Annotated in this window: 31 protein-coding genes; 15 read left to right on the plus strand and 16 right to left on the minus strand. The window is 35.5% G+C overall.

From position 1 onward, the window contains the following. Window positions 1–70 precede the first annotated feature (70 nt). Entirely contained in the window at window positions 71–1258 is a 1188-nt protein-coding gene (mnmA, locus tag OMO38_RS04410; RefSeq protein ID WP_264749003.1) for a tRNA 2-thiouridine(34) synthase MnmA, read from the plus strand. 52 nt (window positions 1259–1310) lie between these two features. Here the strand turns inward: mnmA and OMO38_RS04415 are convergent, their stop codons facing one another. Next, a complete protein-coding gene (locus OMO38_RS04415) occupies window positions 1311–1715 on the minus strand; it encodes a winged helix-turn-helix transcriptional regulator (protein ID WP_264749004.1) in 405 nt (134 codons plus the stop codon). Window positions 1716–1832: 117 nt separating this feature from the next. Between OMO38_RS04415 and OMO38_RS04420 the strand changes: the two genes are divergently transcribed. Next, on the plus strand, window positions 1833–2588 hold the full coding sequence (locus OMO38_RS04420; protein ID WP_264749005.1) for an SDR family NAD(P)-dependent oxidoreductase: 756 nt from the start codon (window positions 1833–1835) through the stop codon (window positions 2586–2588). A 12-nt stretch (window positions 2589–2600) separates the two neighbouring features. Then, the gene (locus OMO38_RS04425) at window positions 2601–3371 is read left to right on the plus strand and encodes an SDR family oxidoreductase (protein WP_264749006.1); all 771 of its coding nucleotides are present in this window, start codon (window positions 2601–2603) and stop codon (window positions 3369–3371) included. 256 nt (window positions 3372–3627) lie between these two features. On the opposite strand, the gene OMO38_RS04430 is transcribed toward OMO38_RS04425, so the two are convergent. Together OMO38_RS04430 and OMO38_RS04435 are read right to left on the minus strand one after the other, a co-directional pair. Beyond that, entirely contained in the window at window positions 3628–3969 is a 342-nt protein-coding gene (locus OMO38_RS04430) for a hypothetical protein (protein WP_264749007.1), read from the minus strand. 20 nt (window positions 3970–3989) lie between these two features. After that, window positions 3990–4730, minus strand: a complete 741-nt coding sequence (locus tag OMO38_RS04435) for a glycine-rich domain-containing protein (protein ID WP_264749008.1) — start codon at window positions 4728–4730, stop codon at window positions 3990–3992. A gap of 119 nt (window positions 4731–4849) precedes the next feature. Here OMO38_RS04435 and OMO38_RS04440 point away from each other — a divergent pair, with 119 nt between their 5' ends. Both OMO38_RS04440 and OMO38_RS04445 read left to right on the plus strand, forming a co-directional pair. After that, complete coding sequence (locus OMO38_RS04440; RefSeq protein WP_264749009.1) at window positions 4850–5746, plus strand: hypothetical protein; 897 nt, start codon at window positions 4850–4852, stop codon at window positions 5744–5746. Between the two features lie 147 nt (window positions 5747–5893). Then, entirely contained in the window at window positions 5894–6205 is a 312-nt protein-coding gene (locus OMO38_RS04445) for a hypothetical protein (RefSeq protein ID WP_264749010.1), read from the plus strand. 55 nt (window positions 6206–6260) lie between these two features. Here OMO38_RS04445 and OMO38_RS04450 read toward each other — a convergent pair whose 3' ends face one another. The 7 genes from OMO38_RS04450 to OMO38_RS04480 form a co-directional block, all read right to left on the minus strand. Beyond that, complete coding sequence (locus OMO38_RS04450; protein ID WP_264749011.1) at window positions 6261–7007, minus strand: LytR/AlgR family response regulator transcription factor; 747 nt, start codon at window positions 7005–7007, stop codon at window positions 6261–6263. Window positions 7008–7058: 51 nt separating this feature from the next. Then, window positions 7059–7334 carry a 2TM domain-containing protein gene (locus tag OMO38_RS04455; protein ID WP_264749012.1) on the minus strand — a complete coding sequence of 92 codons (276 nt, stop codon included), beginning with the start codon at window positions 7332–7334 and terminating at the stop codon, window positions 7059–7061. A 26-nt stretch (window positions 7335–7360) separates the two neighbouring features. Further along, window positions 7361–7657 (minus strand): 2TM domain-containing protein, encoded by a 297-nt coding sequence (locus tag OMO38_RS04460; protein WP_264749013.1) that lies wholly within the window; start codon window positions 7655–7657, stop codon window positions 7361–7363. 175 nt (window positions 7658–7832) lie between these two features. After that, a complete protein-coding gene (locus tag OMO38_RS04465) occupies window positions 7833–8132 on the minus strand; it encodes a 2TM domain-containing protein (RefSeq protein WP_264749014.1) in 300 nt (99 codons plus the stop codon). Continuing rightward, the gene (locus tag OMO38_RS04470) at window positions 8122–9441 is read right to left on the minus strand and encodes a 2TM domain-containing protein (protein ID WP_264749015.1); all 1320 of its coding nucleotides are present in this window, start codon (window positions 9439–9441) and stop codon (window positions 8122–8124) included. The genes OMO38_RS04465 and OMO38_RS04470 overlap by 11 nt, the downstream gene beginning before the upstream one ends. 197 nt (window positions 9442–9638) lie before the next feature. Continuing rightward, the gene (locus tag OMO38_RS04475; RefSeq protein WP_264749016.1) at window positions 9639–10283 is read right to left on the minus strand and encodes a hypothetical protein; all 645 of its coding nucleotides are present in this window, start codon (window positions 10281–10283) and stop codon (window positions 9639–9641) included. A 36-nt stretch (window positions 10284–10319) separates the two neighbouring features. Then, window positions 10320–12542, minus strand: a complete 2223-nt coding sequence (locus OMO38_RS04480) for a TonB-dependent receptor (RefSeq protein ID WP_264749017.1) — start codon at window positions 12540–12542, stop codon at window positions 10320–10322. A 338-nt stretch (window positions 12543–12880) separates the two neighbouring features. Between OMO38_RS04480 and OMO38_RS04485 the strand changes: the two genes are divergently transcribed. Next, complete coding sequence (locus OMO38_RS04485) at window positions 12881–13384, plus strand: superoxide dismutase family protein (RefSeq protein ID WP_264749018.1); 504 nt, start codon at window positions 12881–12883, stop codon at window positions 13382–13384. Window positions 13385–13457: 73 nt separating this feature from the next. Here OMO38_RS04485 and OMO38_RS04490 read toward each other — a convergent pair whose 3' ends face one another. Further along, the gene (locus OMO38_RS04490) at window positions 13458–15587 is read right to left on the minus strand and encodes a carboxy terminal-processing peptidase (RefSeq protein WP_264749019.1); all 2130 of its coding nucleotides are present in this window, start codon (window positions 15585–15587) and stop codon (window positions 13458–13460) included. 214 nt (window positions 15588–15801) lie between these two features. On the opposite strand from OMO38_RS04490, the gene OMO38_RS04495 reads away from it, so the two are divergent. From OMO38_RS04495 to OMO38_RS04515, 5 genes are all read left to right on the plus strand, one after another. Beyond that, complete coding sequence (locus OMO38_RS04495) at window positions 15802–16173, plus strand: hypothetical protein (protein WP_264749020.1); 372 nt, start codon at window positions 15802–15804, stop codon at window positions 16171–16173. Window positions 16174–16277: 104 nt separating this feature from the next. Then, window positions 16278–17189, plus strand: a complete 912-nt coding sequence (locus OMO38_RS04500) for a hypothetical protein (protein ID WP_264749021.1) — start codon at window positions 16278–16280, stop codon at window positions 17187–17189. A gap of 174 nt (window positions 17190–17363) precedes the next feature. Next, window positions 17364–17867 carry a hypothetical protein gene (locus OMO38_RS04505; RefSeq protein ID WP_264749022.1) on the plus strand — a complete coding sequence of 168 codons (504 nt, stop codon included), beginning with the start codon at window positions 17364–17366 and terminating at the stop codon, window positions 17865–17867. Between the two features lie 74 nt (window positions 17868–17941). Then, entirely contained in the window at window positions 17942–18112 is a 171-nt protein-coding gene (locus OMO38_RS04510) for a hypothetical protein (protein WP_264749023.1), read from the plus strand. Between the two features lie 14 nt (window positions 18113–18126). Next, window positions 18127–18318: a hypothetical protein gene (locus tag OMO38_RS04515; protein ID WP_264749024.1), complete on the plus strand. Its 192-nt coding sequence runs from the start codon at window positions 18127–18129 to the stop codon at window positions 18316–18318. A gap of 262 nt (window positions 18319–18580) precedes the next feature. Here OMO38_RS04515 and OMO38_RS04520 read toward each other — a convergent pair whose 3' ends face one another. After that, window positions 18581–18766: a hypothetical protein gene (locus OMO38_RS04520; protein ID WP_264749025.1), complete on the minus strand. Its 186-nt coding sequence runs from the start codon at window positions 18764–18766 to the stop codon at window positions 18581–18583. 681 nt (window positions 18767–19447) lie between these two features. On the opposite strand from OMO38_RS04520, the gene surE reads away from it, so the two are divergent. Continuing rightward, complete coding sequence (gene surE, locus OMO38_RS04525; RefSeq protein WP_264749026.1) at window positions 19448–20218, plus strand: 5'/3'-nucleotidase SurE; 771 nt, start codon at window positions 19448–19450, stop codon at window positions 20216–20218. 285 nt (window positions 20219–20503) lie between these two features. Here the strand turns inward: surE and OMO38_RS04530 are convergent, their stop codons facing one another. The 4 genes from OMO38_RS04530 to OMO38_RS04545 are packed head-to-tail and all read right to left on the minus strand — an operon-like array spanning window position 20504 to window position 23128. Next, a complete protein-coding gene (locus OMO38_RS04530; protein ID WP_264749027.1) occupies window positions 20504–21907 on the minus strand; it encodes a radical SAM protein in 1404 nt (467 codons plus the stop codon). 10 nt (window positions 21908–21917) lie between these two features. Beyond that, window positions 21918–22124 carry a hypothetical protein gene (locus OMO38_RS04535; protein WP_264749028.1) on the minus strand — a complete coding sequence of 69 codons (207 nt, stop codon included), beginning with the start codon at window positions 22122–22124 and terminating at the stop codon, window positions 21918–21920. A gap of 9 nt (window positions 22125–22133) precedes the next feature. Next, the gene (locus OMO38_RS04540) at window positions 22134–22367 is read right to left on the minus strand and encodes a hypothetical protein (protein ID WP_194698920.1); all 234 of its coding nucleotides are present in this window, start codon (window positions 22365–22367) and stop codon (window positions 22134–22136) included. Continuing rightward, window positions 22364–23128: a prolipoprotein diacylglyceryl transferase gene (locus OMO38_RS04545; protein WP_264749029.1), complete on the minus strand. Its 765-nt coding sequence runs from the start codon at window positions 23126–23128 to the stop codon at window positions 22364–22366. Before OMO38_RS04545 ends, OMO38_RS04540 begins: the two co-directional genes overlap by 4 nt. A 70-nt stretch (window positions 23129–23198) precedes the next feature. On the opposite strand from OMO38_RS04545, the gene OMO38_RS04550 reads away from it, so the two are divergent. The 3 genes from OMO38_RS04550 to OMO38_RS04560 all read left to right on the plus strand — a co-directional run bounded on the left by OMO38_RS04550 (window position 23199) and on the right by OMO38_RS04560 (window position 26955). Next, window positions 23199–24239: a GMP reductase gene (locus OMO38_RS04550; RefSeq protein WP_264749030.1), complete on the plus strand. Its 1041-nt coding sequence runs from the start codon at window positions 23199–23201 to the stop codon at window positions 24237–24239. 141 nt (window positions 24240–24380) lie between these two features. Beyond that, on the plus strand, window positions 24381–25028 hold the full coding sequence (locus OMO38_RS04555) for a hypothetical protein (protein WP_264749031.1): 648 nt from the start codon (window positions 24381–24383) through the stop codon (window positions 25026–25028). Window positions 25029–25113: 85 nt separating this feature from the next. Continuing rightward, complete coding sequence (locus OMO38_RS04560) at window positions 25114–26955, plus strand: hypothetical protein (protein ID WP_264749032.1); 1842 nt, start codon at window positions 25114–25116, stop codon at window positions 26953–26955. Window positions 26956–26976 lie beyond the last annotated feature (21 nt).

Here is a 26976-nt window from a genome sequence, read left to right on the forward strand (position 1 = left end):
GCAATTAAGATTATTGTAATTTTGCGGCTCAACTAAGAACTCCCGTTAAGAGTTTCGTAAAATTGAAATAATGAAAGTAGTAGTAGGCCTCTCAGGAGGTGTAGATTCGAGTGTTACAGCGTATTTGCTGCAACAGCAAGGTCACGAAGTGGTGGCTTTATTTATGAGAAACTGGAATGATGCTTCCGTAACTTTGGAAGATGAATGTCCCTGGATTGAGGATAGTAATGATGCCTTAATGGTTGCCCAAAAATTGGGAATTCCTTTTCAGGTAATTGACATGAGTGATCTGTACAAGGAAAGAATTGTCGATTATATGTTTGATGAATATCAGAAAGGAAGAACTCCGAATCCTGATGTTCTGTGCAACAGAGAGGTGAAATTCGATGTTTTTATGAAGACCGCAATGTCCTTGGGTGCAGATAAAGTAGCCACCGGACATTATGCAAGAGTAGACTCTACTTTTGATGAAAACGGTAAAGAAATCTTCCATCTTTTAGCAGGAAAAGACAATAATAAAGATCAGTCTTACTTTTTGTGTCAGCTGAATCAGGATCAATTGTCAAAAGCATTATTTCCGATTGGTGAACTTACGAAGCCGCAGGTAAGAGAAATTGCCAAAGAAATCGGTTTGGTAACGGCTGATAAAAAAGATTCTCAGGGATTATGTTTTATTGGAAAAGTGAGCTTACCGCAATTTCTGCAACAGCAATTGATTCCGAAAGAAGGCGAAATTGTAGAAATTTTCAAAGATTCGCCATTGTTTTCTCAGGAAATTCCGGCTTTTTCATCGAAGGAAGAAGAGTTAGAATTTTTAAGCAGAAAAATCGATTATAAAAAATCTGACGGAAAAGTCATTGGCAAACATCAGGGTGCTCAATTTTTCACGATTGGTCAGAGTAAAGGATTAGGAATCGGCGGTCACAAAGAAAGTTGTTTTATTGTCTCGAGAGATATGGAAAACAATATTATTTTTGTGGGTGAAGGACACAGTTTTCCCGGACTACACAAAAAAGCCTTAAAGATTGACAATTCTGAACTGCACTGGGTGCGAGAAGATTTAAGATTAAAAAATGGTGAATCAATGGATGTTCTCGGAAGATTCAGATACAGACAGGAACTTCAGAAAGCAACCATTCATCAGTTTGAAAATACTTTCTATATGGAATTTGAAAATCCTCAATCAGCTATTGCTGAAGGACAGTTTGCCTCGTGGTATCTGAAAGATGAACTGATTGGAAGCGGAGTAATTTCGTAAATATATAAAAGACCTTTTTTAAAGGTCTTTTTTCTTTTATATTCTCATAAGATTAATTCGCTGTTACAGTTTCCTGTGATTCTGCGTCAACAATTGTTTCAGAAGTATTTCCAATAATTTCTTTCCTGTGAGCAATTCCCCATTCTGTAAGATGACTGATAATTGTTTTCAGGGATTTCCCGTGCTGTGTTAACTCATATTGAACAGTTATGGGCTGAGTTTCCAAAACAGTTCTTTTGATTAATTTATTGATTTCCAATTCTTTTAATTCCTTACTCAACATCTTGTTGGAAATACCCACTACATCGTTCAGTATATCTGAGAATCTTCTTTTGTTATAAAAACACAATGACGAAATAATGGCTATTTTCCATTTTCCGCTCAATACATCCATCGAGTCCTGAACGGCCATCATTTCTTTCTTATGTTGTTCTTTGATAAGGGGTTTACAGTTCATATGGGTTACTTTTTTGTTACCGTGTTACTCCGCTGTTACAGTTACTTTTCGTTACAAAGTTACCAAAATAAATCTTAATGTGATAATTTTGCTAAAGTTTTTAAAATAAATACAACAATGAGTAAACTAAAAAATAAAGTAGCTGTCATTACGGGCGCATCAAAAGGAATAGGAGCGTCCATCGCAAAATACTTTGCAGCAGAAGGCGCAAAAGTAGTCGTTAACTACGCTTCAAGTAAAGAAGATGCCAATAAGGTTGTGGATGACATTATCAAAAATGGCGGAAAAGCAATAGCCGTACAAGGAGATGTTTCTAACGAAGCAGATGTCATCAGGATTTTTGAAGAAACCAAAAAAGCTTTCAGCACCTTGGATATTTTGGTAAACAACGCCGGAATTTACAACTACGAACCTATCGAACAGGTTTCGGCAGAAACTTTCCACCAGCAATTTAACATCAATGTTTTGGGGTCTATTTTTACGATTCAGTCGGCTCTGAAATTATTTGGTGACAAAGGAGGAAACATTATCAATATCAGTTCTGGAGTAAGCAGATCACCGTTGGCAACCGGTTCTGTATATTCTGCAACAAAATCAGCATTAGACGCTTTCACCATCGCCCTTTCAAAAGAATTCTCAGGCAGAAATATCCGCATCAATTCTATTTTGCCGGGTGTTGTAGAAACAGAAGGTTCTCGCAGCGCAGGATTTATCGGGAGTGAATTTGAAACAAAATTACTCTCTACCACTCCACTCGGTCGTACCGGACAACCGGAAGATATTGCGAAGGTTGCCGTATTTCTTGCCTCAGATGATGCAGGGTGGATTACAGGTGAACAGATTGCCGTTTCAGGTGGAATTTATGGATTATAAAAATTGAATAAAATGAACAGATTACAAAATAAAGTAGCAGTAGTTACGGGCGGAAACAGCGGAATAGGTTTTGGAATCGCTGAAGCTTTTAAAAATGAAGGCGCGGTAGGTACCATCACCGGGAGAAATGAAACAACTCTCAGTCGTTCTGTAGATTCTCTGGGTAAACAGTTTATCGGCATTGCAGGAAATGTCACCAATCTTAATGATTTGGAAAATACTTTTAAGCAGACTGTAGAAAAATTTGGCAAAATAGATGCACTGGTCGTGAACGCAGGCGGTGTTGTTGATGGTATTGCAATGGGTTCCATTGATGAAGTTACCGAAGAAAGCTACGATCAGTACATGGAATTAAATTTAAAAAGCGCATATTTTACGGTTCAAAAAGCACTTCCATATCTCAATGACGGAGCTTCAGTCGTTTTAATCGGCTCAAGTGCAGCCCATCGTGCAGCGCCAGGAATGGCGATCTATGCAGCTGCCAAAGCAGCAGTCATTTCATTGGCAAAAGGTTTATCGTTAGATTTATTACCGCGAAAAATAAGAGTGAATGCTTTATCACCCGGTTCTATTGACACTCCGGCTTTCGGGAAAATGGTACCTGAAGAACATTTGGAACAGGTAAAAAAAACCTGGAGTGACATCACACCAATCGGAAGACAGGGCTTGCCTTCTGAAATAGGAAGTACTGCAGTATTTTTAGCATCAGACGAGTCATCGTTTATCGTAGGAACAGAAATTCTTGCAGACGGTGGTCTTACAAATATCAGTCTGATGAACTAATTTCTATTCGGTAGATGCATTCTCATGTTTATCTAAAAAAATGCTTAAATAACTGTAGCCTTTATTGATGGTTATCTGAGACATACATTGTTAAAAAGCTGAGAGAATATGTAATTTAAAAAATGTAACTATTTTGAAAAAACATTTTCGGTTTTGAACAGATTTACCTCATTCAATGTCTGTGTACAAATAGGCCAAAAATAATCCCGAAGCATCTTTGTTTCGGGGTTTTTGTATTCATTAAAATTTGTAGTTGCTATTTCAACTTTCGGTTGAAGTCATTGAACTTAAAAATTAGAATCACAATAACTTCTATGATGAGTATTATAATTAAATATCCTACCGGTTTTCCTAAATATAATCCTCTGATCAATTTTGCAATTCCTAATAGCATGATGCTTACTAAAAAACAGAACACCATATTGCGTTGATAAATTTTTAAAAATTTGCTGAGCAGAACAGACAGGTAAAAACCTATTAAGATCATCAGATAAAATTTTAAAAATTCAGGTCCTTTTACTGTAATCGGGTTGAAAGTATGTTGAAACCTGAACAGCCAGAATAAGCTGACAATTACAGAAGCTAAGTATAGAATCATCGTTTTCATTTTATTCAGTTTTAGCTTCCACATCCACCACAACCGCCGCCTCCACAGCTGCTTCCACAACTCGATCCGCTGCTGCAACTTGATCCTCCTCCACTACAGCTGCTTCCACCATCGCCGTTTTGATTGTTTTCTTTGTTTTTATTGACCTGACTTTCAAAAACACCTCCGATAATGTAGATGATGAGAAAAGAGGCAAAAAATAACACGAACACAGTAAGTAAAACACTGGACACTTTATTTGAACAGGATCCTAAAAGAAGTAGAACTGCTGCGACAGGAATGAGTTTCAGATGTCTCAGCCAAAATGTTTTGGCCTTAAGTTTAGGAGTCTGATGATTCCAGATTTCTGATGGTGGCTCCTGAGAGAAAACTGCTCTGTAGTTTTCCAAAGTTTCCGAGAACCAGTTTTGATGTTTCACGCTTTCAGAACCTCCGCCTGTTGATGGATGGTGATGAAGACTTCTTTTGAGAATATTCGGGCAAAAATCTTCCCAGTAATTTTGAGTGTAGATCAAATGCATATGCCACACTTTATCCACAATTTCACTAGGTGAAGCGCCGTTGGGTGAGATGCAACAGAGATAGACAAACTTTTTGTACTCTGCGATTGCTTTTTGGGCAAAGTCTGAGCTCCAGTTTTCTTCTTTTGCCAGTTTTTTTGAGAATGGAAATGTTGCATTCTCTGCGTCTAATGAAAAGCCTTGAATTCTTTTCCAAAGATTTTCGTTTCTTAATACCAATTCTGTTTTCATTTTGTTTGTTTTTATTTTTTCTACTCAAATATCAAACGTTTCGAAAATATAAAAGTCCTGCAAAAATCTTTTTTAGATTTAAAAAAATCTTAAATTAGTCTTACTAAAAAAATGTTCAGATGAAAAAAGAAGATATTATACATTTAGAGAAACTGATGAATTTCCTGAGTCTTCATTTTTTAAAGAAAAACCACTGGGAAGATGTTACCAAAACCGAATGGTCCTACATCGTTGCAGAAATCAACGACCTCATCATCAGTGATTATGAAGATAAAAGCATCAATAAAAAACCGGAATTATTAGGCTTGAATTATCTGTATGAACATTTGATTATCAATAAATTAAAGAGGTTTTATCAAAATGAAAATTCAGTTTTAAGCAAACCGAATCTGGCAAAACTAAGTAAGATTGTCAAAGTTTTAGGCTACTCAAATTATATTGATTTCATCAATTCCAATACAGAGTCCTTTAACTTTAATGATTTGAGAATAGATATGAACAACGTCAAACAGAACACAGATTTGCTCGACAGACTGGTGGGATGCTGGTATTCATACAACAGAAATCTTCCGGAGAACCCTTTACAGGCCAAGGAAGACAGAATCTGGCGTTCCGCAACAGAGATCTACAAGTCTGAAATTTCAGGTGAATATTTTGTGGAAAGAAGCGGTGGCGACCATCACAAGTACTTTGGAAAGATAACGGCCTATTCAGATTATGTTTTTATAATCATGAACAGCAACACTTTTATCCGCCAAAGACATTTCATCTCAAGAATTAAAGATATCAAGGAGAAACTTAAAAATCCAGAATATAAGCTCTATGAATTGCATTTTATAAGTACGTGTATTAGTTTTAACCAAGAGCCGATTGCTCTTTTTGAGATTTTTCAGAAAGCTGAGAGAAAAAATTTCATTCCAGATTCTATCAGTTTTCCTATTGACAGCGACGAAATTCCTGATTCAATCATCAAACAGTTAGAAGACACCGAAGCGAATAGAATTGCTTATAAATAAATAAAACTCTGTTGGTCTATAGAATTTTATATTTGGTCTATAGAATAGCTCCATTCGTCTATAACACCGATTTCATCGCACTTTGAGGCATGTCAATTGATTCTTCTAAAGCAAGAACAATCAATAATTAATCTTAAAATTTGTATTATGAAAAAGTTATTTTTAGTAGCAGGTTTGGTAATCGCATTTACAGCCAACGCACAACAAAGAAGAAACGATGTAAGAAATGATAAAACAGAGTTTCGCCAAAGTAACAACGATTTCGGTGGTCTCAGACTTAGTTCTGACCAGCAGAGAAAAATCAATGCCCTTTCAAGAGAAAGATTAAGCCAAAAGGAGTACGAGATGAGAATCAGAAAAATACTTTCTAAAGATCAATATGCGAAGTATACAAAATCTCAGCACAATGATTTTAAAAAAAATAAGAAAGTGGCATACAATGATGGTTTCAGAAGATAAAAAAAATCATGATCAACTATTTTTAAAAGAACCTCGAACTGATGATTCGGGGTTTTTAGTTTCCCACCAGCCAATCTTTGAAATCTTTCACCCGCTCACGGCTAACCGTAATCTCATCTGCAGGCTGAAAATTAAGCTCAACTTTATAATTCGGTGAAGTATGAATATTCTTTATGAAATCTGAATTAATAATAAACTGTCTGTTGACGCGGAAAAATTTCTTCTCGTCCAAAACATCTTCCAGCTCATCTAAAGTAAAATCTGACGGATAATTTCTCTCCTGTGTCTGCAGATAAACAATTTTATTTTCACTGAAAAAGCAACTGACTTCCTGCGTCTGCACAATCTTTAAATTATAACCAATCTTCACCAGAATTCTTGAAAGCGTTGTTTTATCTTTTTTGATCAGCTGTTTTATTTCCTGCACATTCCCCGAGTTACCGTCCGGCAAAAAAGATTTAAATTTCTCAATGGCGCCGGAAAGATCTTCATCTAAAATCGGTTTTAAAAGATAATCAATGCTGTTCAGCTTAAATGCTTTTAAGGTATACTGATCAAACGCGGTTGTGTAAATGATAAAAGCTTTTGTAGAAATTTTCTCAAAAATATCAAACGACAGACCGTCTCCTAAAACGATGTCTGAAAAAATAAGCTGCGGATGATCATTATTTGCAAACCATTCTACACCTTCTTCTACAGATTCGATCTTTGCAACGAGTTCAATTTCAGGAAACAAACTCAACATTCGCTCCAATTTTCTTGCTGCAGGTTTTTCGTCTTCAATTATGAGAGTTCTGATCATTTTCTTGTATTCGTTTAAATATCAATAAAAATAATTAAATCTTTTTATTTTCTAAAAATTAATTGGTTTTTTAGTTTTTTTCATCTCCTCTTCAAGAATTTTATTTTCCCATTCTTCATCAAAGACAAATAACTTAACTGCTTTCACGGCCAGGATAATCCCCCAAACTGTCAGGATAACAGATCCGGAAAATAACGATTGCGACAGATCTCCGCTTTTCATAAATCTTCTGAAGAATATGATTAATGCCACGATACCAAACCAAAGACAGTTTTTATAGAATGATTTCAGGTCTTTAACTCTTTGTTGTGCTGTTTGAATGTTCATTGCTGTAAGTTTTTATTGTTTATTAATTAAAGTGATTTTTTGTTTCTTCTCTCTTCTTCCATCAACTGCTGTATTTTTTTCTCTTCCCAGTCTTTCCCGATTCCGAAAACATTTGCTGCATGCGCCGCAAGCCCGATTCCCCACCCTAACATTGGCCAGTAAAACCACAATTCACTTGGAGTTGTCAGAAGGTTAATCACCAGTAAAAACGGAATTACAAGACAGTACGAAGTAAGATTTCCATAGAATCCTTTCAATTCTTTTACTCTTTTAGATGCTCTTTCATAAGCTAAATTTTCTTTGTTGAATGATAAATTTTCCATGATGTTTTGTTTTAAAAATTAGTATTTGTTTGTTTTTCTTAAGTCAAATTTAGGTCAGAAAACATACGCGGTTCAACTTTATATAACCGAACCGTCAGTTTTGGCGACTGAACAGCAAAAATCCCGACTCAACAGAATCAGGACTTGTATTTTTTGAATTTAAATTACAAATGAACTACTTGTCTTTGCCCATCAACTCTCTAATCTTCTTCTCTTCCCAGTTTTTTCCCAAAATAAAAGTGGGAAGAAAAACGCTCAGTGCATGTGCTGCCAAACCAATTCCCCAAATTAGAGGAAGACTAACTAAGTCCCAGTCCCAAAAAATCTCTCCCGGATCACGGTCAATTGCTTTTGAGGCAATGATGAAGATATTCACAAAGAAATAAACAATCGCATGAATGTAAAAACCTTTGATTTTTTTCACCCTTTTCTCCGCTTCCCGGTAGCGCATATCCTGTTCTCTTTTATTTTCCATATCTATCTTTTTCTAAAATTTCTCTTATTTTCTTTTCTTCCCAACCTTTTCCGATGGTAAAGACACTCATTCCATGCGCAGCTACGCCCATTCCCCAGCCTAACATCGGCCAGTAAAACCAAAAGTTTTTCGGGTTTGTTATTAAATTTAAAATTACTAGAAAAGGGATGACGATACAAAAAGAAATCAAATTTCCGTAGAACCCTTTAATTTCTTTAACGCGCTTCTGAGCCCTTTCATACGCCTGGTCCTCAGTATCTACGACCGTGTTGACGATATTTGGCTTTTCAGAAAGAATCGGCAACTTCACCTTAAAATAATCTTCAGACTTTTCAATAAAAACATTCTTTTTCGTGAGTAAAGAATAGCGCTGAACGATATTTGACAAACCTATTCCTGCGCTCTCCTTCATCTGTTCACGCACCTGTAAGTTATTTTCTATGCACAAAGTGTCATTTTCTGAAAAAACTTTGATTAACAATGGCTTCGAAGAAGTTGCAAAATTATGCTTAATGCAGTTTTCCAAAAGCAGCTGCAGAGACAGCGGAACTACAAATCTCCGCATGTCATCTTTTTTTACATTAAATTCAAAATCTACGCTGTCCTCAAAACGGGTTTTAAGCAATTCACAATAGGTTTTCGCAAATTCAATTTCATCTTCTACAGTCACCAGTTCCTTGTCTTTCTGCTCCAAAACATATCTGTAAATCTTTGACATTGAAGCGGTAAACTTCTGAGCCTGATTAGGATTTTCATCGATTAAAGCGCTCAAGACATTCAACGAATTAAAAAGGAAATGCGGATCAAGTTGATTTTTGAGACTTTCAAACTGTGCATTGGCAGATTTGGCAATTAATTTTTGCTCTACCACTTCTTTTCTGGAAGTCTTTTTAAGTTCTTCCATAAAGCCTTTTGCATGCAGGAAAGTAGAAATCAGCAACGCAATATTGATCGTAAACCAATTGATAAAATTACACCTCCCTGAAAAATATTCTTCTGTTGACACCGCTTTCTGAAAGATCACAAAATTCATATAGTTGCAGAAATAGACCAAAAATGTGTTGGCAACAAGTATCGATATAATGCTGATGACAGTCCGCTTTGTGGTCGCTTCCGACCAGGGAAACCGTTTATTGAGAAAGTTGTTGATCACTCCGTTTCCTGCGCCTAAAACGAAAGAATACATAAAGGAAATCAGAACGGTGATCGTAAAGTTTTCAAACGTTTTCTCATTGGTAAATGCGAAAAAGAAGAAAAGCGATGTTCCCACCGAGATCCAGAATAATATGATTATGTCTTTACGTTTCATTTGTAGATACTATTTTTAGGGTCATGCAATTCATGAATCTTTTGTGAATGTTTAAATTTACAAATCACCGTGATTTCACAATTTAAATTTCAAGATTCAAAAGTAGATGAAATTATTTTGAGCCAAAAATTTTTGCTGGTGTTAAATATTTCTTTAAAACTCGACTGTCACAGCAAAACATTCAGGAAAGGCACTAATTATTTTGTAGCCTGACTCACGAAATACTCCGCTTCAGATTTCCCCCAGTTCGCATCAAGATCTGATTTTGGTTTGTAAGAATTAAATTTTTCTAAAGCTTGCTTAAAAAGCTCCATTCCTTTTGTTATACTTCCACCGTATTGCTCCGGTGTAAAATATACATCTTCAGCTTTAATCAAAGCAATACGCGGGTTATTTGGATCAAGTTTTTCTGCTGACGCCATCTGTTCTGTAGCTTTCATCCCAAAGGTCATGTATCTCTCCATTGGATTGACCATCATTTTCAGTGAATAAATCATTTTTTGCAACAGCTGAATGTCTGCATTAGTTTCAACAGTTTTGGCTTCATCTACATATTTCTGAGCCTGATCAGCAACCTCATCCAATTCCTGTACTTTGTTTTCTCTCATCAAAGCTCTTCCTTTCTGAATGTAAGATAAGGCTGTGTAGTAACTGGGCTGCCATTTTCCCTTCTCTTTGTCGGCAATTCTCTGAAAATCGTTCGCTAAAGCCTGAAAATCTTCAGCAGATTTTCCGCTTTCAACTTTGGCGATTTTCTCTTTCATTATTTTTTCGTAATTCGTCTGAGCAAAAGACAGTAAACTGAAGAGAACTAAAGTAAAACTTAAAATTTGTTTTTTCATGATTTCATTATTTAAAGGTTAATATTTTGAATAAATTTAAAGATTATTATTGATTGCATCCTGAGTTTTATCAACTCCGAAACTGATAAACATTCCTACAAAAACAAATGTATTTACTGGCGGAACTACAGTTGAACTCCTGTTGCCGTTTTGTGAAAAATTGTATCCGTACACATTTTTAGTACCTAAAATATTAGAAACACTTAACACAAAAATGGTAAAGGCTTTTGCATCTTTTTTACCTAAATTCGGCAGATAATTAACACTCAGATTTAATGCATTGTAATCTTTAAGCTGTCCTTCATTTCTGATGATGTTCTTGTCATTTTGCGTGATAATATCGTAGTAAGGCCGCCCTTTAGCATAAGTGTATGAGAGATTCACTCCTGTTTTCCATTTTGGGATAAATCTTTTGGCAACTACAGAAAGTGTGTGTTCAGAAGCAAAATTGGGTTTTAAACTTACCGGATAATTTAGAAAATCTCTTTTGGAATCCAGAAATGAATAACTGATCCAGTAATCGATATTTTCCATTGTTTTTTTGTCCCTCCAGAATAGCTCGAGCCCTTTTGCAAAACCATTTCCGCTGTTGCTGAATGCAGTCTGCACCTGTTGATTCTGACCTGCACTGGGAATCATATTCTGGGTTTTGATCAGGTCATCATACTTTTTGTAGAATGCTTCGAATCTCAGACTTCTGCCTTCAGTAGATCTCTGAACCTGAAAAATAAAATGCTGCGACTGCTGAAAACCTAACCGGGCAGATGAATTAATGTATTTACTTTCAGGATTTTGAAAGAACAGTCCATAAGCGAATGAGGTTGTCCAGTCTTTTGCTAAACGGTAAGCTAATGCCAAACGGGGCGCAATATTAGTCTGATTTAAATAAGAAGAATTCTCAGCTCTTACACCGATTTTTGCCGATAAATGATTGCTGAAACCAAGATCTGTCTCCATGAAAGCAGAGGAAATCAGATCGCGGTACTTTTTATTGATTTCACCGAACTTAAGTTTTTCGTTAGCGTAATTGAGCTCAAAACCACCTCGCAAAGCACTTATTTTATTAATTTTTCTGTCGACGACTGCTTTAAAGTTGACATAGTTTCCGTCATTCAATACCTGCGATTTGCTACTTTCTGCATCATCCGTTTCTGTTGAAAATTTTAAATCTGACTGGTTGTAAGAATAAGAAGTTCCAGCATTCAGAAGATATTTCCCAAATTTCTGTCTGAATGAAAGATTATGATAGGTGTTTTTTCCTTTTAAGTGTACCAAAGCGAAATCATAATCAGGTTCTAAACTTTCAGTCTTCACACCCATTGTATTGCTGTCAAACATTCCATAATACTTTAAAAATCCGCCAGATTTTGTTTTTATTCTGAAATTGGCATCACCATTGAAACCCTGCGGTGCATTGATAAAATCTGTATTAAAATTAAAGATTTTCTGCATCAGATTCAGATTGGAATAACCTGCTGAAACGCCGAAAGATGAATTTTTACTGTCGCTTAATTTCTGAAAACTTCCATTTACAAAGATTGGAGAAACTCCGAAATCATAAGAAGTCTGATCTGGAAGATCTACACTTTCAAGCATCAATGCCCCAGACAGAGCTTGCCCGTACAAAGCAGAATATCCACCGCTTGAGAAAATATTTCCTTTGAAAAGAGAAGTATTGAATCGATCACGCCCTGCAATTCCGGGAACTGAATTTGAAAAATAATTATTGATTAGGCTTCCATCCATAAAAATTTTCGATTCTGTTCCTGTTCCGCCACGAACGAATAAACCCTCTGTCTCACCTACTTTTTGAACTCCGGGAAGATAATTTAATGCCGACGAGATTTGTCCGTCAGCTCCTGCTGTTGTGTAAATATCAATTGGTGTTAACAAAGCTGTCGCTCTTTTTTTATCACTGGCTTCGATTGATCCGGCAGAAACTACCACTGCATCAATTTCGTTAATCTGTTCTTTGAGCTCCGCATTAATCAAAACATCCTGGTCTGCAATAAGAATAGTCTTTTCAATGTCATTATATTTTGGATGTACGAAAGTGAGAATATGACTGCCTTTTTCAGATGTTTCAAAAGAAAAATTTCCTTGCAGATCTGTGGTTGCTCCGTCGTATGTATCCTTCAGCGTCACATTGACTTCACTTACACCTCTGTTTTTAAAAGTAACTTTTCCTGTAATTTTAATCTGAGAAAAACTCAGAATAAATGAGAAAAAAGAGACAAGAAATAATAGTTTTGTTTTCATAGCTGTACTAATTCGAGTCAAAAATATGCTGAATTTTTACTGTTCTGAATTTTTTGTTGCTGAGCTGTAGAATTTGGAAACTGAACCGTAATTTACACTTTAACAGAGGCTAAATACAACTTTTTCTAAACTTAGTTCGGTATCAAGATTGTTATCTATATACTGAATGATTTTTACCATTCTCTTTTTCTACTCTTTCAAGGCAAAATTTTTGCAAAGGTATCAAGATAATTTGATGGCGATTTGTCTTTTATTGCTATTACAGGAAACGATTTCAAATCATAAACTGTTCTGAAATTGTTTATTAAATTTAGAATTACAACATTAAAATATATTTTATGAAACTACAGACTTTAACTTTATTAACGGGTTGCGCTTTAATTGCAGCATCTTGCAGCACGAGTAAAACCTACAACATTTTAGCAAAAAGCGGAACAAAAACTGAAGGTACGGCAGAATTTACCCAAAAAGGAAATGATGTCGTACTGAATTTGAAAGTTAATAATTTAACTCCTGGAATTCACGCAGTACATATTCATGAAAAAGGAGACTGCTCATCTCCGACCGCAGAATCTGCCGGCGGACATTGGAATCCCTCAAAATCTGACCATGGAAAATGGGGTAATGCACACTTCCACATGGGAGACATAGGAAATTTGGTTGCCGACCATGAAGGAAAAGCGAAACTGACGTTTAAAACCGATAAATGGTGCTTGGATTGTCCTGAAGAAGCTAAAAATATAATGGGGAAAGGTTTAATCATCCACGCAGGAAAAGATGACTACCAGACTCAGCCTACCGGAAATGCCGGCGGAAGAGTGGGTTGTATCGAGATTAAATAATTTTCTTTTCTAAAATAAAAGAAGCGGCGCTAATCGATGATTGGCGCCGCTTCTTTTTAAAATTTTATTGATCTTATACTTTCGCTTTCATTTCTGCAATGATGTTCATCGCTTCCTGTAGGTAAGTATCTTTCTTCAGATTTTTAATCCACATTTCAGATTTTTTCTTGAATGCTTCATCTTTTTTCTCTCTTTCGATTTCTGCAGGATACATTGAGAATTTCAGGCCATTTTCAAATTTAGTTAATGCTTTGAATTTCTCGATCTGGGCTTTTCTCTGCTTCATTAACTCATTGAATTTAGTCATATTCAAAGTGATCGTCTCTTCCTTATCCAGTTGTTCTCTCCATTTTGCAGACTCTAACAATAACTGATAGTTTTTATTATTTGCCATTCTGTCGTTGCTGGATTTCTCTAAAGCTTTAACATCGAAGTAGCTCAGTTTCTGATAATTTGAACTAGGAATTTTGTCCCAAGCCAGAGCAAAATCGTCATATCTTTCACCAACTTCAGCGTAGGTAAAGAAATCCTCCATTCTGATATCTGAAACAATCCCTTTTCTCTGGTTAGATTCACCGCTGATTCTGTAGAATTTTTGGATTGTTAATTTTAACGATCCGAAATCATCTTCGGTATTGAGGAATCTGTTCAGATCAACAAAAGTCTGTACCGTACCTTTTCCGAAAGACTGTGGCGAACCTACAATGATTCCTCTTCCGTAATCCTGCATTGCACCCGCTAAAATCTCTGAAGCTGAAGCAGACAGTTCATTCTGCATAATAACTAAAGGACCAGTCCAGATTGGTGTTTCCTGCTTATTTTTCAAAGTCTGGATTTTTCCGTTTCCGTCTTTCACCTGAACGTAAGGACCGGCATTCATGAACAATCCCATGATGTCTCCTACTTCGGTTAATGAACCCCCACCATTATTTCTTAGGTCTAAAACAATTCCTTCAATTCCTTCAGCCTTTAGTTTTACGATTTCATTTTTGATATCATCAGAAGCATTTCTTCCTTTTTCATCTTCGAAATCTGCATTAAAGCTCGGTAAATTGATGAAACCATATTTTTTTCCATTTGGAGAGTTGACGATAATACTTCTTGCGAAAGTATCTTCAATAGCCACCTCTTCACGAATCATCGTTACTTCAATGATGGTTTTATCTTTTTTCTGAACAGTAAGGGTCACCGGAGTTCCTTTTTCACCTCTGATCAATCTAACCGCCTCGTCAGAAAGCATTCCAACAACATTTACGGCATCTTCTTTCGGTTTGGATCTTACTTTAAGAATTTTATCACCTTCCGAAAGTTTCTTAGATTTCCATGCCGGTGCACCTATCGTTAATGCTCCAAGGAAAAGATTTCCTTTTTTCTCCTGAATAATTGCACCGATTCCGATTACCTTTCCTTTGAACTGAGTATCGAAATCTTCTTTATCTTTTGGAGAATAATAGTTGGTATGCGGATCGAAAACTTCTGTATACGCATTCATATACACCGTGAACCAATCCATCTTCTTTCTTTTCTTAAATCTTGTAAAAGTTTCTTTTACCAAATCTTTTACTTCATCCGTAGCCTTTGTCATTTTTTGCTGAGGAGAAAGCATTTCAAGTTTTATGGTGTCTTTCAGTTTAAATTTCTGTACAGAATCTTTCTTTTCTTTCTGAGCTTCTTCTTTGCTGTTCATCGACTCAATTTCCTGAAGAATGTTGTATTTGATGAATTTTTTCCACTCGTTATACTGCTCCTGCTTATCCTTAGGTACATTTTTAAGCTTAGCCTCTAAAGTTAAAGTTTCATCTTCTTCCAGATTAATTGGCTTGCTGAAGATTTCCTGAGTAATCTTATCAATTTCATCTACTCTCTGGTACAGTCTGTCAACCGTCAGTTTGTAGAATGATAAATCTCCCATGTTCAGATAATCATCAAGCTTGGTTTCATGCTTCGCAAATTCTGTCATATCAGACTGCAGAAAATATCTTTTCCCAGGATCGATCATTTCAAAATAATGTTTATAAACATCTTTTGAGTAAGCATCATTGATTGGTTTTGGGCTGTAATGTAGGTATGAGAGTGTGTTTTTAACGCTCACCATTATCGTCTGCATTTTCTCATCGTCATTCTTCGGCGAGTTGAAACAAAACATAAGACTTGTTAATGGAATGAGGAGTAAAAATTTATTCAGTTTAAAATTTTTCCACATAAATCTTTAAGGTATAATATTATTTTCTAAAAATTGTTTGCCAATTAGTCTATAAAACCATGAGGCTGTTACAAACTATCAAAAGTAATACCTTATTTAGAAATATCAAGCAGTTTTAAGTATTTTTTAATAGCAGACTTCATTAAATTCTGCAGTTAAACTATTTCATTTTGCCGGGATAATTTATATTTTTGTTTAAACACAAATTACACAAATGAAAGAAATTACGCTCTCCAAAAAAGAGTTGCAGCACCGGCTCAACAGCATAAAGATCAATTCTAAAGGTCTTAAGCCCCGAAAATACGGTGTTTCTGTAAAATACTTTTCCGGAAATGAAGCAAAACCCTACAAACGCATCGACTATGAAGTGGTTGCTGATTTACAAATCATCGATGGCACTGGTTTTATTCGTTTTGATAAAGATAACATTTCTACAACCAGCACAGCCCGGATCTTATTAATGAAATTATTTCCGACAGAATTTCAAAATCAGTCTATCCCATTGAAACCACTATTAACGAAAGAGGAAATTCTACCTGCGAAATTTTTGTTACCGCAAAAGCGAGTATTTGGAAAATGGATGTGAAGACAAACCTTACGAATCAATAAAACGCGAACCTGATTTTTTAAAAGATAAATTTTACATTATAAAAGCAAAAAATGATTTAGACAAGCATATATTTAGTTTTAATGATGCTAATCACGTCATGCCAAGAAAAAGAAAATAAACAAAAAATAGAAACATCAACTTCAAGTGGAAAAGGAAATGTAACGGAAGAAATTATTAGCCAAGTTCACAATTATTCATCAACGCCAATGTATTCATTGCAAATGAATAAACACGGATGCAAACTGGTGGTAGAAATGGAAAACAATGTCGATTACCGACTGGTCGAAAATAATGGGGAAAGCACGATAATCCCTTTAAACGCTATGATTACGAGTAGTGGTAAGCAAACGTTAAAAATTAAAATATATCCAAAAGACGGTGAACAGTTTCTTACCAAATATGCACATGTACAAATCAATATTTTCAATGCTCCAACAAAAGAAAGTGGATTAAAGGATTACAAGAAAATTGCAGAATTTACTTTGCCACAGCATTTGGAGGCTCAAAAACTTCCTTACTATGAACAAAGCGTTGATTTTGAAGCTGTTGTTCCTTTTGATTACAGCAAAGAGCTCGCTTCAGCTGCAGATTTGAGCAAAATAAAAAATATTGAAGATTTAGTAATGAGTAACTACAAACAAGTGAAAGAAATTTGTGAAAAATCAGATGTTGCTGCATATAATAAATTATCAAGCCATCCTTCAGCTTTAGTTTATAATACTACCTACACAAGCCTCGAAGACATTAAAAAAGATCAGCAATCTAATCGTTTTGGAATAGTTGATAATAATTTGAAAAACCGAACCTTTTTACCGATTGAAGAATATTACATGCAGTTTTATGCCAATAACAAAATTGTTGCGCTTTGGCAAAAAAATCATCATCCAGCCTTATACATGAAAGGTGAAAATGCTTCAGATAAAGAAGTGGAGGGTGGGGATCCTTTATTTCTCTATATCCCAACAGGAAGTTCTGAATTAAAAGCTTGGTAAGTTGCTGAATTACAAGTAACTTGTTTAAAAGCAGTCAGGTAAAAATTCATTAAATGTTAAAATGAGAGCATTTTGTTTTTGTCTTGAAAAGTTATCAAATAATGGAAACCCGCCGATAGGGAGAATCTGTGACATCAGAAAAAAATTTGGCATGATCCAGAATGAAATATACAGATGATGAATAATACAATAAATATATTAACCTGCACAGTATTATTTTTGTCAACGATAGCTAGTTATAGTTGCTCAAATAAATCTAACGATAATAAATTAATCATTCAAAATAAAACCCAAATTGAGAAAAATAAACACATAACTTATGCCGTGCATGTGAATGCCAAAACACCATATGAACTTTATCTCGATGATATATTGATCGATCGTTTTTATGAAAATAATATGAATCGTAGTACAGATTTAAACACTTATCTTTTAAACAATGGAACACATAAACTAAAAATTAGATATCTGCCATTGTCTGACAGTCAGGATGGTTTGTTGGATCCTAAAGATATTATATTTAATAAAGATTCGAGATGGCACATTTACTTTGTCTCGCTTAACAAGGACCCTGAAGCTCCTTTAGGGTATACCAATGAAATAGATTATGGAAGTAGTGCTTTGAATATTATAACGCCACCAAAAAAGTCCCTTTTTGGGAACAGGAATGGGATTTAGAAATTAAGGACTTACCCTATAAGTTAAAAGGATGGAGTGAAAGTGAAGATTTATCAAAGGTAAATCAAGACGAGTTGAAAAAAGAAGTTGTAGCATTCTTTGAGGAACAAAGACTTTTATTAAATGAGGGAAAGGTTGACGAATATCTACAATTGGGATTAAAAAAAGATCAGGAATTAATTGTTGCTACTTATGGAGAAGATTTAGAGTATTATAACTCACAAGAAAGAAAGAAAATATATTAAGAGCAAAAGGAGATATGCTTCCATTAGAAAATTATACATTGGAGCTGTTTGCCAACGGAAGATTAGCAACATTAAATATAGCATCCGGACAATATAAAAATTGGTCAGCATTATTAAGTAAAAGTGAAAAAGGAAGAGTTAGCGGATGGGGAATCTTAATACATAAGCCTAAAGGCTCATCCCAATTTGAAATTATTAGAAAATAAAACAATTTTGAAGCAGCTTTTAAATACCGGAATCAAAATAATAGGAATTATATGTTTAATTGCTACAATCATGATCTCTATTACTGCCTATACTCATCAGATAGAAATTATACCTACTTATTTCAAATAAAAGTAAATCAATCTTTTACATTTTATTATGTGCCTATTTTATAAGTTTAATAGTTTTCTTTCCTGATCAGGGAAATAATGCTTATCATTTTGAAGAAAGAATTAAGCGATTACCGTATGTTTTATGTTTTTTCTATTTAGTAATTCTAATTACTTCCCATAAAAAAATAATAATCCCTAAACTAACCGAAGGAGTAACCCTTCTGCTTTCAGTTTCTTTTATATATTGGCTATCATATAAGCAATTGCTGAACTTTGAATCTTGGTACTCATCAATAATAACAACAGTTACTATATTGTTTTTATTAATATCTGTCATTAATGGATTGTTTTTGGTAAAACTTTCTAAATTAAACCGTTTAATTTTAAGTATTTGGAGTACAATTGTAGTATTTGTAATAGGTGTAGATGATTTTATAGGTTTGATGGATTATATTAGTTTTGATGATCAGAATGGTCTTTCTGATTCATTTAAGATTGTTATTCAATATTTTCTTTTTGGGATGAGTAGTATTTACTTAGTTCAAAACTTTTTTTTATTATTTCTGCTCATACCATCGAAAGAAGATCAAGACAATATTTTGTTTCATGAAAACATCAGAGATCATTACGGTCGGTATTCTGAAAGTCAAGCAAAAAGACTCTTTTCTATTTTTTGCATTATATATTGTTTTGTATTTTTTTACCTAAATCATATCCTAAAAATTTTACCCATAAATACAATTATTTGGATCGTTACATTTACATTTCCAGTTGTATTAAATGTAATGATAAAAATTAACTATAAAAAAAGTGAGTTCATTGATTAATGATGGATTGGTTTGTTTGTAGAAAAAAAGATAATCAAATTATTAGATTAAAATTTTTTTTAATGTTTAACAACTTACAATTATATCCTCAATAAATAAAAAGTATCTCAATAATTTTAACAAAACCTTCACCCCACCCTCTCAAAAATCAATTTCCATTTTAGTAAATTTGTTCAAATTAAAAATAATATATGGAAAAACCACTTATTCTGGTAACCAATGATGATGGAATTACAGCTCCCGGTATCAGAAATCTTGTAGAATTTATGAACGAAATCGGAGAAGTAATCGTGGTTGCTCCCAACTCTCCCCAAAGTGGAAAAGGTCATGCCATTACCATTAACTCTACTCTAAGTTTTGAAGAAGTACAGCTTGACGGACCTCAAAAAGATTATTCGTGCAGCGGTACTCCCGTAGACTGTGTGAAGATGGCTTTAGATAAAATTCTTCCTAGAAGACCGGATATTGTGGTTTCAGGAATTAATCACGGTGCGAATTCTTCAATTAATGTAATTTATTCAGGAACGATGTCTGCAGCTGTGGAAGGCGGTGTGGAAGGACTTCCTTCGATTGGTTTTTCTCTTTTAGATTTCAGTTGGGAAGCAGATTTTACGCAGGCAAAGGAATATATTCAGAATATTGTAAGAAAAACTTTAGAAAACCCAATGCCTAAAGGTGTTGTGCTGAATGTGAATATCCCTAAACTTTCGAAAGAAGAGATCAAAGGTGTGAAAATCTGTAAGCAGGCCAACGCAAAATGGGAAGAAAGTTTTGACGAAAGAATCAATCCGCACGGTAAAAAATATTACTGGTTAACAGGTTATTTCAACAATATGGATGAGTCTGAAGATGCTGACGAAACCGCTTTGGCTAACGGATATATCTCGATTGTTCCCGTTAAATTTGATATGACGGCTTATGAATATATGAATACGCTGAATGAGGTGATGAAGTTTGATTAAAAGAATTATTCTTTTGTCTTGAAACAAAAGAAACAAAAATTCAAGACTTGGAACTCTAATGCTAAAAATTAAAATTTAATCCTAAAATTCCCAAAACTTGCGCGATTGAATATTTTTTCTTCGATTCAAAATTTCTACCGCGCTTCGAACAGTGGGAATTTTTTCACGGATTAAATTTTAATTTTCTTAACGCTTCAGTTTCCTATGTCGTTTCTGATTCATCACAATATAAAAATCGGTGAAATCTGTGGGAACATTTTACTTTAAGTTATTGTTCTGTGGAATTTAGAATAGAATTTTATCCTCTTTCCTCAATTCCTCCAGATATTTAATTTTATCATCGCGGTAAAATAAATTCATCGTCTCAAACGGAATCATTTTTAAATCTTTATTCACAATGTGAACACATGATTTTTTAATTGCCCGGACATCAAAGTCGTGAGCATCCATAAAATTCATAATAATGATTCTGAAAAGATTATCATAATCCAAATTCGGAGCCGAAACTTCTGGCAGACAACACAATAACTGGTTTACTTTAGGCTGAACTTTATCCACAGAAATACCGGTACTGAAAATATCCAAAAGCTGCATCTGTAACCCTTGATCCTGTTCGTAAACAATAGTGTTTTTCGTTTCGTTATTCAGAAGATCAGCAGGATTAATGTATCTTGTTAGAGGAATCGTCTCACCTTCGAGCTTTAAAATATAACCCATGGCCAAAGAATCGGGATTACATGGAACAGGAATGATATCATCACCATTCAGCAGCGGAAACTGATTTAAGATTCCCTGCCGGACTTCAGTTAACGTAATTTTTTCGTGCGCTGAATCTTCACGGTTTCTTCCGGCGACCTCAACGGGTTGGAAGGTAATTCCGCGGACGCATTTCTGTTTTAAAGCAAAATCAATCAGCTTCCCAATCTCATCAATATTTTTTCCTTTCTGAAGAACAATCACGAGCGTCGTGGAAAGATTTAACTCATTCAATTTCTCCAAAGCTTTCATTCGGACATTCGTGAGATCTTTTCCTCTGAAATCTTCCAGAACTTCAGGCTTAAAAGAATCAAACTGAAGATAAATTTCAAATTCCGGAGCGTAAGTCGCCAGCTTTTCTGCAAAACCGGGATCATTTGCGATACGAATTCCGTTGGTATTGAGCATCAAATGTTTAATGGGTTTCGTTTTGGCGATATCCATTATTTTAAAAAATTCAGGATGTATTGTTGGCTCACCACCGCTGATCTGCACGACATCTGGCTCGCCTTCATTTCTGACAATCGTATCAAACATCGCTTCGATCTGCTCCAAACTACGGTGACTTCCGTAATGTGGTGAAGACATTGCGTAACAGGTCGGACATGTCAGATTACACCGGTCGGTAACCTCAACAATCGACAGACAGCTGTGCTGCTCATGATCTACACACAATCCGCAGTCGTAAGGGCAGCCATATTCCACGTCAGTTCCGAAGTGAACGGGCATTTCTGATGCTTTATTGTAGTTTCTGATATTTTTATAATAATCAACATCCGAGGCAATCATCGTTTTGAAAAAGCCATGATCCGGACATCTTTTGGTCATAAAAACCGCTTCATCTTCAATGATAATCTTTGCTCCTACCCTTTTCAGACATTCGGGACAAAGGCTTATTGTATAATCGTAATAGGTATAATTTCTTACAGGCATAATTTATTCTTTAAAGTACTCCGCCACAGACCATTCCGCTTATAATCAGAATAAGAAGGGCTGCTATTGCAATAGTCTGCCAAAACTGCTTTGAAGAAAATTCTTGCTTTCTCCAATGAAAAATACCTTCTGTAATTTTTGCAATGACAAAAGATATGAAAAAAACGATGGCTCCTCCCATCAAAAGAAGCATCAAAATTCCAAAGATGATTTCCATTTAAATTTTTTACATTCCTCCACAAACAGCTCCGCTTATCAATCCGCAAATCAACATTGAAATAAGTACGGTTGTCCAAAATTTACTTTTAGAAAATTTTCGTCCGTCTTTACTTTCGTAAATAAGTTTTGCGAAAACGGCAACCACCAATGATACAACGAAAGCTACAGCAAGAATCATCAGAATGATCATGGCAACCAATCCTTCTAAACCACCAACTTCCAAGAGTGTCAGCATTTTCATAATGTAACTGTGTTTTTAGGTTTAATTAAATTTCTCTCCGTTTTTAATACATAAATATAATAAATAATCATTAAAAGACAGACCAGTTGAATCGTTCCGAGATTTCCGATAATGTCAATTTTAGGTTTAATAAAATCTAAAAGAAATCTGAATGAAAAATAACTCAGCATAAACATTTTAAACAGAAATCCGGAAACATATTTGTTTTTCCGGGCAATCATCTTCAGTTCAAACCAAAGAAAAAGTAGAAATGCAATTTCATACAGAGCTACAGGATGTCTCAGATATTCATCACCGAGATGCATTCCGAAAATTGAGGTTGTTGGTAAGCCATAGGTTTCTTCGTGAACTCCTGTCAGAAAACAGCCGATTCTGCCGATGATCATGGCTAAAATCAAAGGATAAACAATTAAATTTCCTGTACTTTCTTTATGACCGACAATCTTTTTTGCCAGTTCCACCCCAATTAAGCCGAACGCTAAACCGCCGACGATGGTATTATTGGTCCAGAATCTTTTAAAGTTAAAATCACTGAAAAAAACATGAGGATTTTCAAGATTTCCGATGATTTTTGAGCCGATCAGAGCGCCTGCTGTTGCACCGATCAAAACCGCTGCAGAAGTGTTGAAAGACAGTTTTTCGGAGGATTTTCTTTTTAAATAAAAATAAAAACGCATTCCAAGGAAAATTCCCAACGTTTCGAACACGGGATGTGCCAGAATTGTTTTGCCAAAAATCTGAAAAGTAACAGGGAAATCCATCTGACCAAAAGTAGTATATTTAAGGTAAATTATTAATTTTAATATTTAAATAAAAATAAATTTCACCAAAATGCGAATAGAAAATGATATAAAGCTGGGTTTTAAAGACGTAATGTTCAGACCGAAGCGTTCAACCTTAAAATCCCGCTCAGAAGTTGATCTGGAAAGAGAATTTACCTTTCTTCACACCCAAAAAAAATGGAAAGGAACCCCAATTATCGCTGCCAATATGGATACGGTGGGCACTTTTGAAATGGCTGTAGAGCTGGCAAAAGACAAAATTATCACTGCGGTACACAAACATTACACCGTAGAAGAGTGGTCAGAATTCATTGAAAATCAGCACACAAGCATTCATCAGTACATTGCATTAAGTACCGGAACAGGGAAAGCTGACGAGGAAAAAATTAAAAAAATTCTTGATAAGCATCCGCAGATTGAATTTTTGTGTATTGATGTCGCCAACGGATATTCAGAACACTTTGTGCAGTTTGTAAAGAAAGCAAGACAGGATTTTCCTGATAAAATCATTATTGCAGGCAATGTAGTGACCGGTGAAATGGTGGAAGAATTGCTTTTGGTAGGTGCAGACATTATCAAAGTAGGAATCGGGCCGGGATCAGTCTGTACGACAAGAGTGAAAACAGGTGTTGGTTATCCCCAACTTTCTGCCATTATTGAATGTTCTGATGCTGCTCACGGTTTGAAAGGTCATATCATCGCAGACGGTGGCTGCAAAGTTCCGGGTGATGTTGCCAAAGCTTTCGGTGGCGGAGCAGATTTTGTAATGCTCGGAGGAATGCTTGCCGGACATGAAGAAAGTGGTGGCGAAATGATTGAAGAAGACGGTAAGAAATTTAAACTTTTTTATGGTATGAGTTCTAAAACAGCAATGGATAAACACGCCGGAGGTGTAGCCGAATACCGTGCCTCGGAAGGCAAAACCGTAAAGATAAAATACAAAGGAAATGTATCTGAAACCGTAAAGGATATTTTGGGCGGAGTGAGATCAACATGCACTTATGTGGGCGCTTCAACGCTCAAAGAATTGTCAAAAAGGACGACATTTATCAGGGTTCAGGAGCAGGAAAATCAGGTTTTTAATGATTAAATATCATTGCTTCAACTTAAATCAATAATAAAATAAACTTTTATAACTTATTGAATAACAAATACCTAATTAATTAGAGGGCTTGTTGAGGGGCAGTTTTTTTGGTGTTTTTCAGGTTTTTGTGTCTATTTGCATCATCAAATGAAACACAAAAACACAAATGACGGAAGAAGTTCATCTCCGAATATTTTAACCTATTGGAAAAAAGTATTCGGAGTTTTTCTTTTGTGTTTTTTACAGCAGTTTCAAGCTCAGATTACAAGTGATCATTTAGAATCAATTCGTACTGAAAATGAAGAAATCACCATCAATAAAATTTCAACCGACAGTATTCAGGTAGAAACCCATGCAACAATCTATATTGACTCGGAAACCGAAATTTCGGGAATGGATTTTATTGCAGGAAATTTCGAAATTATTGAAGAAAATCTATCGCAACCCGAAGTTTCAGACATAAAAAAAATCACTCCGCAAAAGAGCGAGTTAGAGTCGCACAAAAACTCTGCTAAAATTCTTGCATCAAATATTACGAAAGCGGTGAGTGCTTATGATATTGGGAATACCGAATCTGAAAGTGTATTCCGTTCTATTTTTTCCAGTGGAGAAGTAGGAATTTCTCCTCACCATTATCAACACCATTTTATCACTTTAAATAAATCAGATTCAATTCCTGCAAGTTTTGATGATGAAAATTATTGTCTTACCTCATTGTATTCTGCAGAACATCGTAGAAACTTTTATTCTACGGAATTTTCTGTGAGACCTCCACCTTCAGTTGCATTTTGTTAAATCAGATTTCTCTGACTCTACAGAATAATTATTTATGCTGAATAACATTTTTGTTTCTCAGCCTCAAAACTTAAAAACACATACAATGAAAAAAATTCTGACAGCGATTTTCTTTTCGCTTTTAGGAGCATTTACCGCTATAGCTCAGACATGTACTCCTTCGGTATCTGCCCCTGTAATCAATGCATCAGCTAATTATTCATCTGTAAACAGTGCATTCAGTATACCGTGTGGCAGTGCAACGGCTAATTTATCTACATTGACAACAAGTCCTGCTGCTCCCGCCGGAACTAATCTTACCTGGCATACGGGCACGCCTGCTACTGATGCCAACCGAATACTGACCACCACCGCAGTAGCCGGCACTGTAAAAGTGTATGCTGCTTTCCGTTCATCTACAGGATGTTATTCATCTACGAAAGAGATTACCGTATATGTTCCTATCTGTGTACAGGATGATGATCTTACAGCATTTCCTATCCTGAAAGGCCAGCCAATTACGTTACCTTCTATTTTTACCAATGACAGTTTTAATGGAAGTGCATTTACTCTGGCGAATCCCAATGTGAGATTTGTAGGAGATCTTTGGACTCCAGCAAACGCAACTGTAAATGATGACGGGACGATAACTGTTCCTGCTTATAATACATTTGTGGTTGGGACAACTCCTGTTTACTATTATAAAATCTGTGATCAGGATCCTGATGCTACATACGACAGCAGTTGTAAAACCGGTTCTGTAACATTTAAAATTGTATGTGCTTCCGGAACTACTGCACCGCCGGTAAACTCTAATTTATCAAACACCTGTCCGGCAACAACCGTTAATCTGAATAACGCCCATACAGGAACCGTTCCTAACACCACAGAATTGATTTGGTATACCAATAATTCGCATTCAGGACCTCAGCTTACTGCAACACAGGTTGCAGCGGCTGGAGCTGGAACTTATTACGCTTATTACTTTTCTGCAGAAGGAGGTTGCTTTAGCCCTGCATCCAATCCAGTGGTAGTATCAATAGGAAACTGTTCGGGATGTTCTGTTGTCACAGCCAATCTTCAACCTTACAACAATACTTCTGTTGCACCTTACACGGGAACGCCTACTTCGCAATCTGTTTTTGCAAATAACCAAATCAAAATCGGCAGTAACAGACTTTATCTTACTCACACAACTACGTTAGATCCTGCATTATTCAGTCCGAATCGAATTTCTGATGTGCATTATACAGGTGAAACAGGAATACATATCGGACACAGCAAAAATGTAGTTACCGGTATTTCTTATGCTGAAAGAATTGTTTCAACGCTGCAGTTTGATGCTCCTATGAAGAAGTTAAGCTTTACGCTGAGCGATGTTGATCTTGGGGACAATATTATTGTTAATGCATATGATGCCTCCAATAATTTAATCAATATCAGCCCATCAAACTACACCATTTATAATCCTGCAAATATATCAAGGAATGGTAATCGATTTTACCCGACGAATGTAGGTTTTGAGAGTTTAAGTAATACTCGTGAAGGTACTGTAGTTTTTAATTTCAACGGATTATCTGTGTCAAAGATTGTTTTTGAATTTTATGATACTGAATATACAGGATCTTATACCATTTCAAAAATATCAGGTGAAGAATGTGTCAGTTACTGTACAAAACCGGCAAATCTCCAGACGGTCAGCAATCCTACCAAGATTGGTATCACTGTACAGCAAAGAAAAGCCGGCTGGCCGGAAAGCATTCCCAACGGTTTTATTGCCATGGAATCTAAAGAAAAAGGATTTGTCATCACGAGAGTTCAGAATTCTACTCTTATTGCAGACCCTAAGCCTGGAATGCTGATCTACGATAAAGATGCGCAGTGTGTAAAACTTTACAACGGAACCATCTGGAAATGTCTGAGCAGAAGCTGTAACGATACGTTGTAATCTGAATCTATTTTTAAACTA

It is taken from the genome of Chryseobacterium kimseyorum (assembly GCF_025971945.1).
In the GTDB taxonomy this organism is placed as follows: Bacteria; Bacteroidota; Bacteroidia; order Flavobacteriales; family Weeksellaceae; genus Chryseobacterium; species Chryseobacterium kimseyorum.

Coding starts and splice junctions, on each gene's coding strand:
- mnmA (WP_264749003.1), top strand. CDS start 71: ATGAAAGTAGTAGTAGGCCTCTCAGGAGGTGTAGATTCGAGTGTTACA.
- OMO38_RS04415 (WP_264749004.1), bottom strand. CDS start 1,715: ATGAACTGTAAACCCCTTATCAAAGAACAACATAAGAAAGAAATGATG.
- OMO38_RS04420 (WP_264749005.1), top strand. CDS start 1,833: ATGAGTAAACTAAAAAATAAAGTAGCTGTCATTACGGGCGCATCAAAA.
- OMO38_RS04425 (WP_264749006.1), top strand. CDS start 2,601: ATGAACAGATTACAAAATAAAGTAGCAGTAGTTACGGGCGGAAACAGC.
- OMO38_RS04430 (WP_264749007.1), bottom strand. CDS start 3,969: ATGATTCTATACTTAGCTTCTGTAATTGTCAGCTTATTCTGGCTGTTC.
- OMO38_RS04435 (WP_264749008.1), bottom strand. CDS start 4,730: ATGAAAACAGAATTGGTATTAAGAAACGAAAATCTTTGGAAAAGAATT.
- OMO38_RS04440 (WP_264749009.1), top strand. CDS start 4,850: ATGAAAAAAGAAGATATTATACATTTAGAGAAACTGATGAATTTCCTG.
- OMO38_RS04445 (WP_264749010.1), top strand. CDS start 5,894: ATGAAAAAGTTATTTTTAGTAGCAGGTTTGGTAATCGCATTTACAGCC.
- OMO38_RS04450 (WP_264749011.1), bottom strand. CDS start 7,007: ATGATCAGAACTCTCATAATTGAAGACGAAAAACCTGCAGCAAGAAAA.
- OMO38_RS04455 (WP_264749012.1), bottom strand. CDS start 7,334: ATGAACATTCAAACAGCACAACAAAGAGTTAAAGACCTGAAATCATTC.
- OMO38_RS04460 (WP_264749013.1), bottom strand. CDS start 7,657: ATGGAAAATTTATCATTCAACAAAGAAAATTTAGCTTATGAAAGAGCA.
- OMO38_RS04465 (WP_264749014.1), bottom strand. CDS start 8,132: ATGGAAAATAAAAGAGAACAGGATATGCGCTACCGGGAAGCGGAGAAA.
- OMO38_RS04470 (WP_264749015.1), bottom strand. CDS start 9,441: ATGAAACGTAAAGACATAATCATATTATTCTGGATCTCGGTGGGAACA.
- OMO38_RS04475 (WP_264749016.1), bottom strand. CDS start 10,283: ATGAAAAAACAAATTTTAAGTTTTACTTTAGTTCTCTTCAGTTTACTG.
- OMO38_RS04480 (WP_264749017.1), bottom strand. CDS start 12,542: ATGAAAACAAAACTATTATTTCTTGTCTCTTTTTTCTCATTTATTCTG.
- OMO38_RS04485 (WP_264749018.1), top strand. CDS start 12,881: ATGAAACTACAGACTTTAACTTTATTAACGGGTTGCGCTTTAATTGCA.
- OMO38_RS04490 (WP_264749019.1), bottom strand. CDS start 15,587: ATGTGGAAAAATTTTAAACTGAATAAATTTTTACTCCTCATTCCATTA.
- OMO38_RS04495 (WP_264749020.1), top strand. CDS start 15,802: ATGAAAGAAATTACGCTCTCCAAAAAAGAGTTGCAGCACCGGCTCAAC.
- OMO38_RS04500 (WP_264749021.1), top strand. CDS start 16,278: ATGATGCTAATCACGTCATGCCAAGAAAAAGAAAATAAACAAAAAATA.
- OMO38_RS04505 (WP_264749022.1), top strand. CDS start 17,364: ATGATGAATAATACAATAAATATATTAACCTGCACAGTATTATTTTTG.
- OMO38_RS04515 (WP_264749024.1), top strand. CDS start 18,127: ATGCTTCCATTAGAAAATTATACATTGGAGCTGTTTGCCAACGGAAGA.
- OMO38_RS04520 (WP_264749025.1), bottom strand. CDS start 18,766: ATGACAGATATTAATAAAAACAATATAGTAACTGTTGTTATTATTGAT.
- surE (WP_264749026.1), top strand. CDS start 19,448: ATGGAAAAACCACTTATTCTGGTAACCAATGATGATGGAATTACAGCT.
- OMO38_RS04530 (WP_264749027.1), bottom strand. CDS start 21,907: ATGCCTGTAAGAAATTATACCTATTACGATTATACAATAAGCCTTTGT.
- OMO38_RS04535 (WP_264749028.1), bottom strand. CDS start 22,124: ATGGAAATCATCTTTGGAATTTTGATGCTTCTTTTGATGGGAGGAGCC.
- OMO38_RS04540 (WP_194698920.1), bottom strand. CDS start 22,367: ATGAAAATGCTGACACTCTTGGAAGTTGGTGGTTTAGAAGGATTGGTT.
- OMO38_RS04545 (WP_264749029.1), bottom strand. CDS start 23,128: ATGGATTTCCCTGTTACTTTTCAGATTTTTGGCAAAACAATTCTGGCA.
- OMO38_RS04550 (WP_264749030.1), top strand. CDS start 23,199: ATGCGAATAGAAAATGATATAAAGCTGGGTTTTAAAGACGTAATGTTC.
- OMO38_RS04555 (WP_264749031.1), top strand. CDS start 24,381: ATGAAACACAAAAACACAAATGACGGAAGAAGTTCATCTCCGAATATT.
- OMO38_RS04560 (WP_264749032.1), top strand. CDS start 25,114: ATGAAAAAAATTCTGACAGCGATTTTCTTTTCGCTTTTAGGAGCATTT.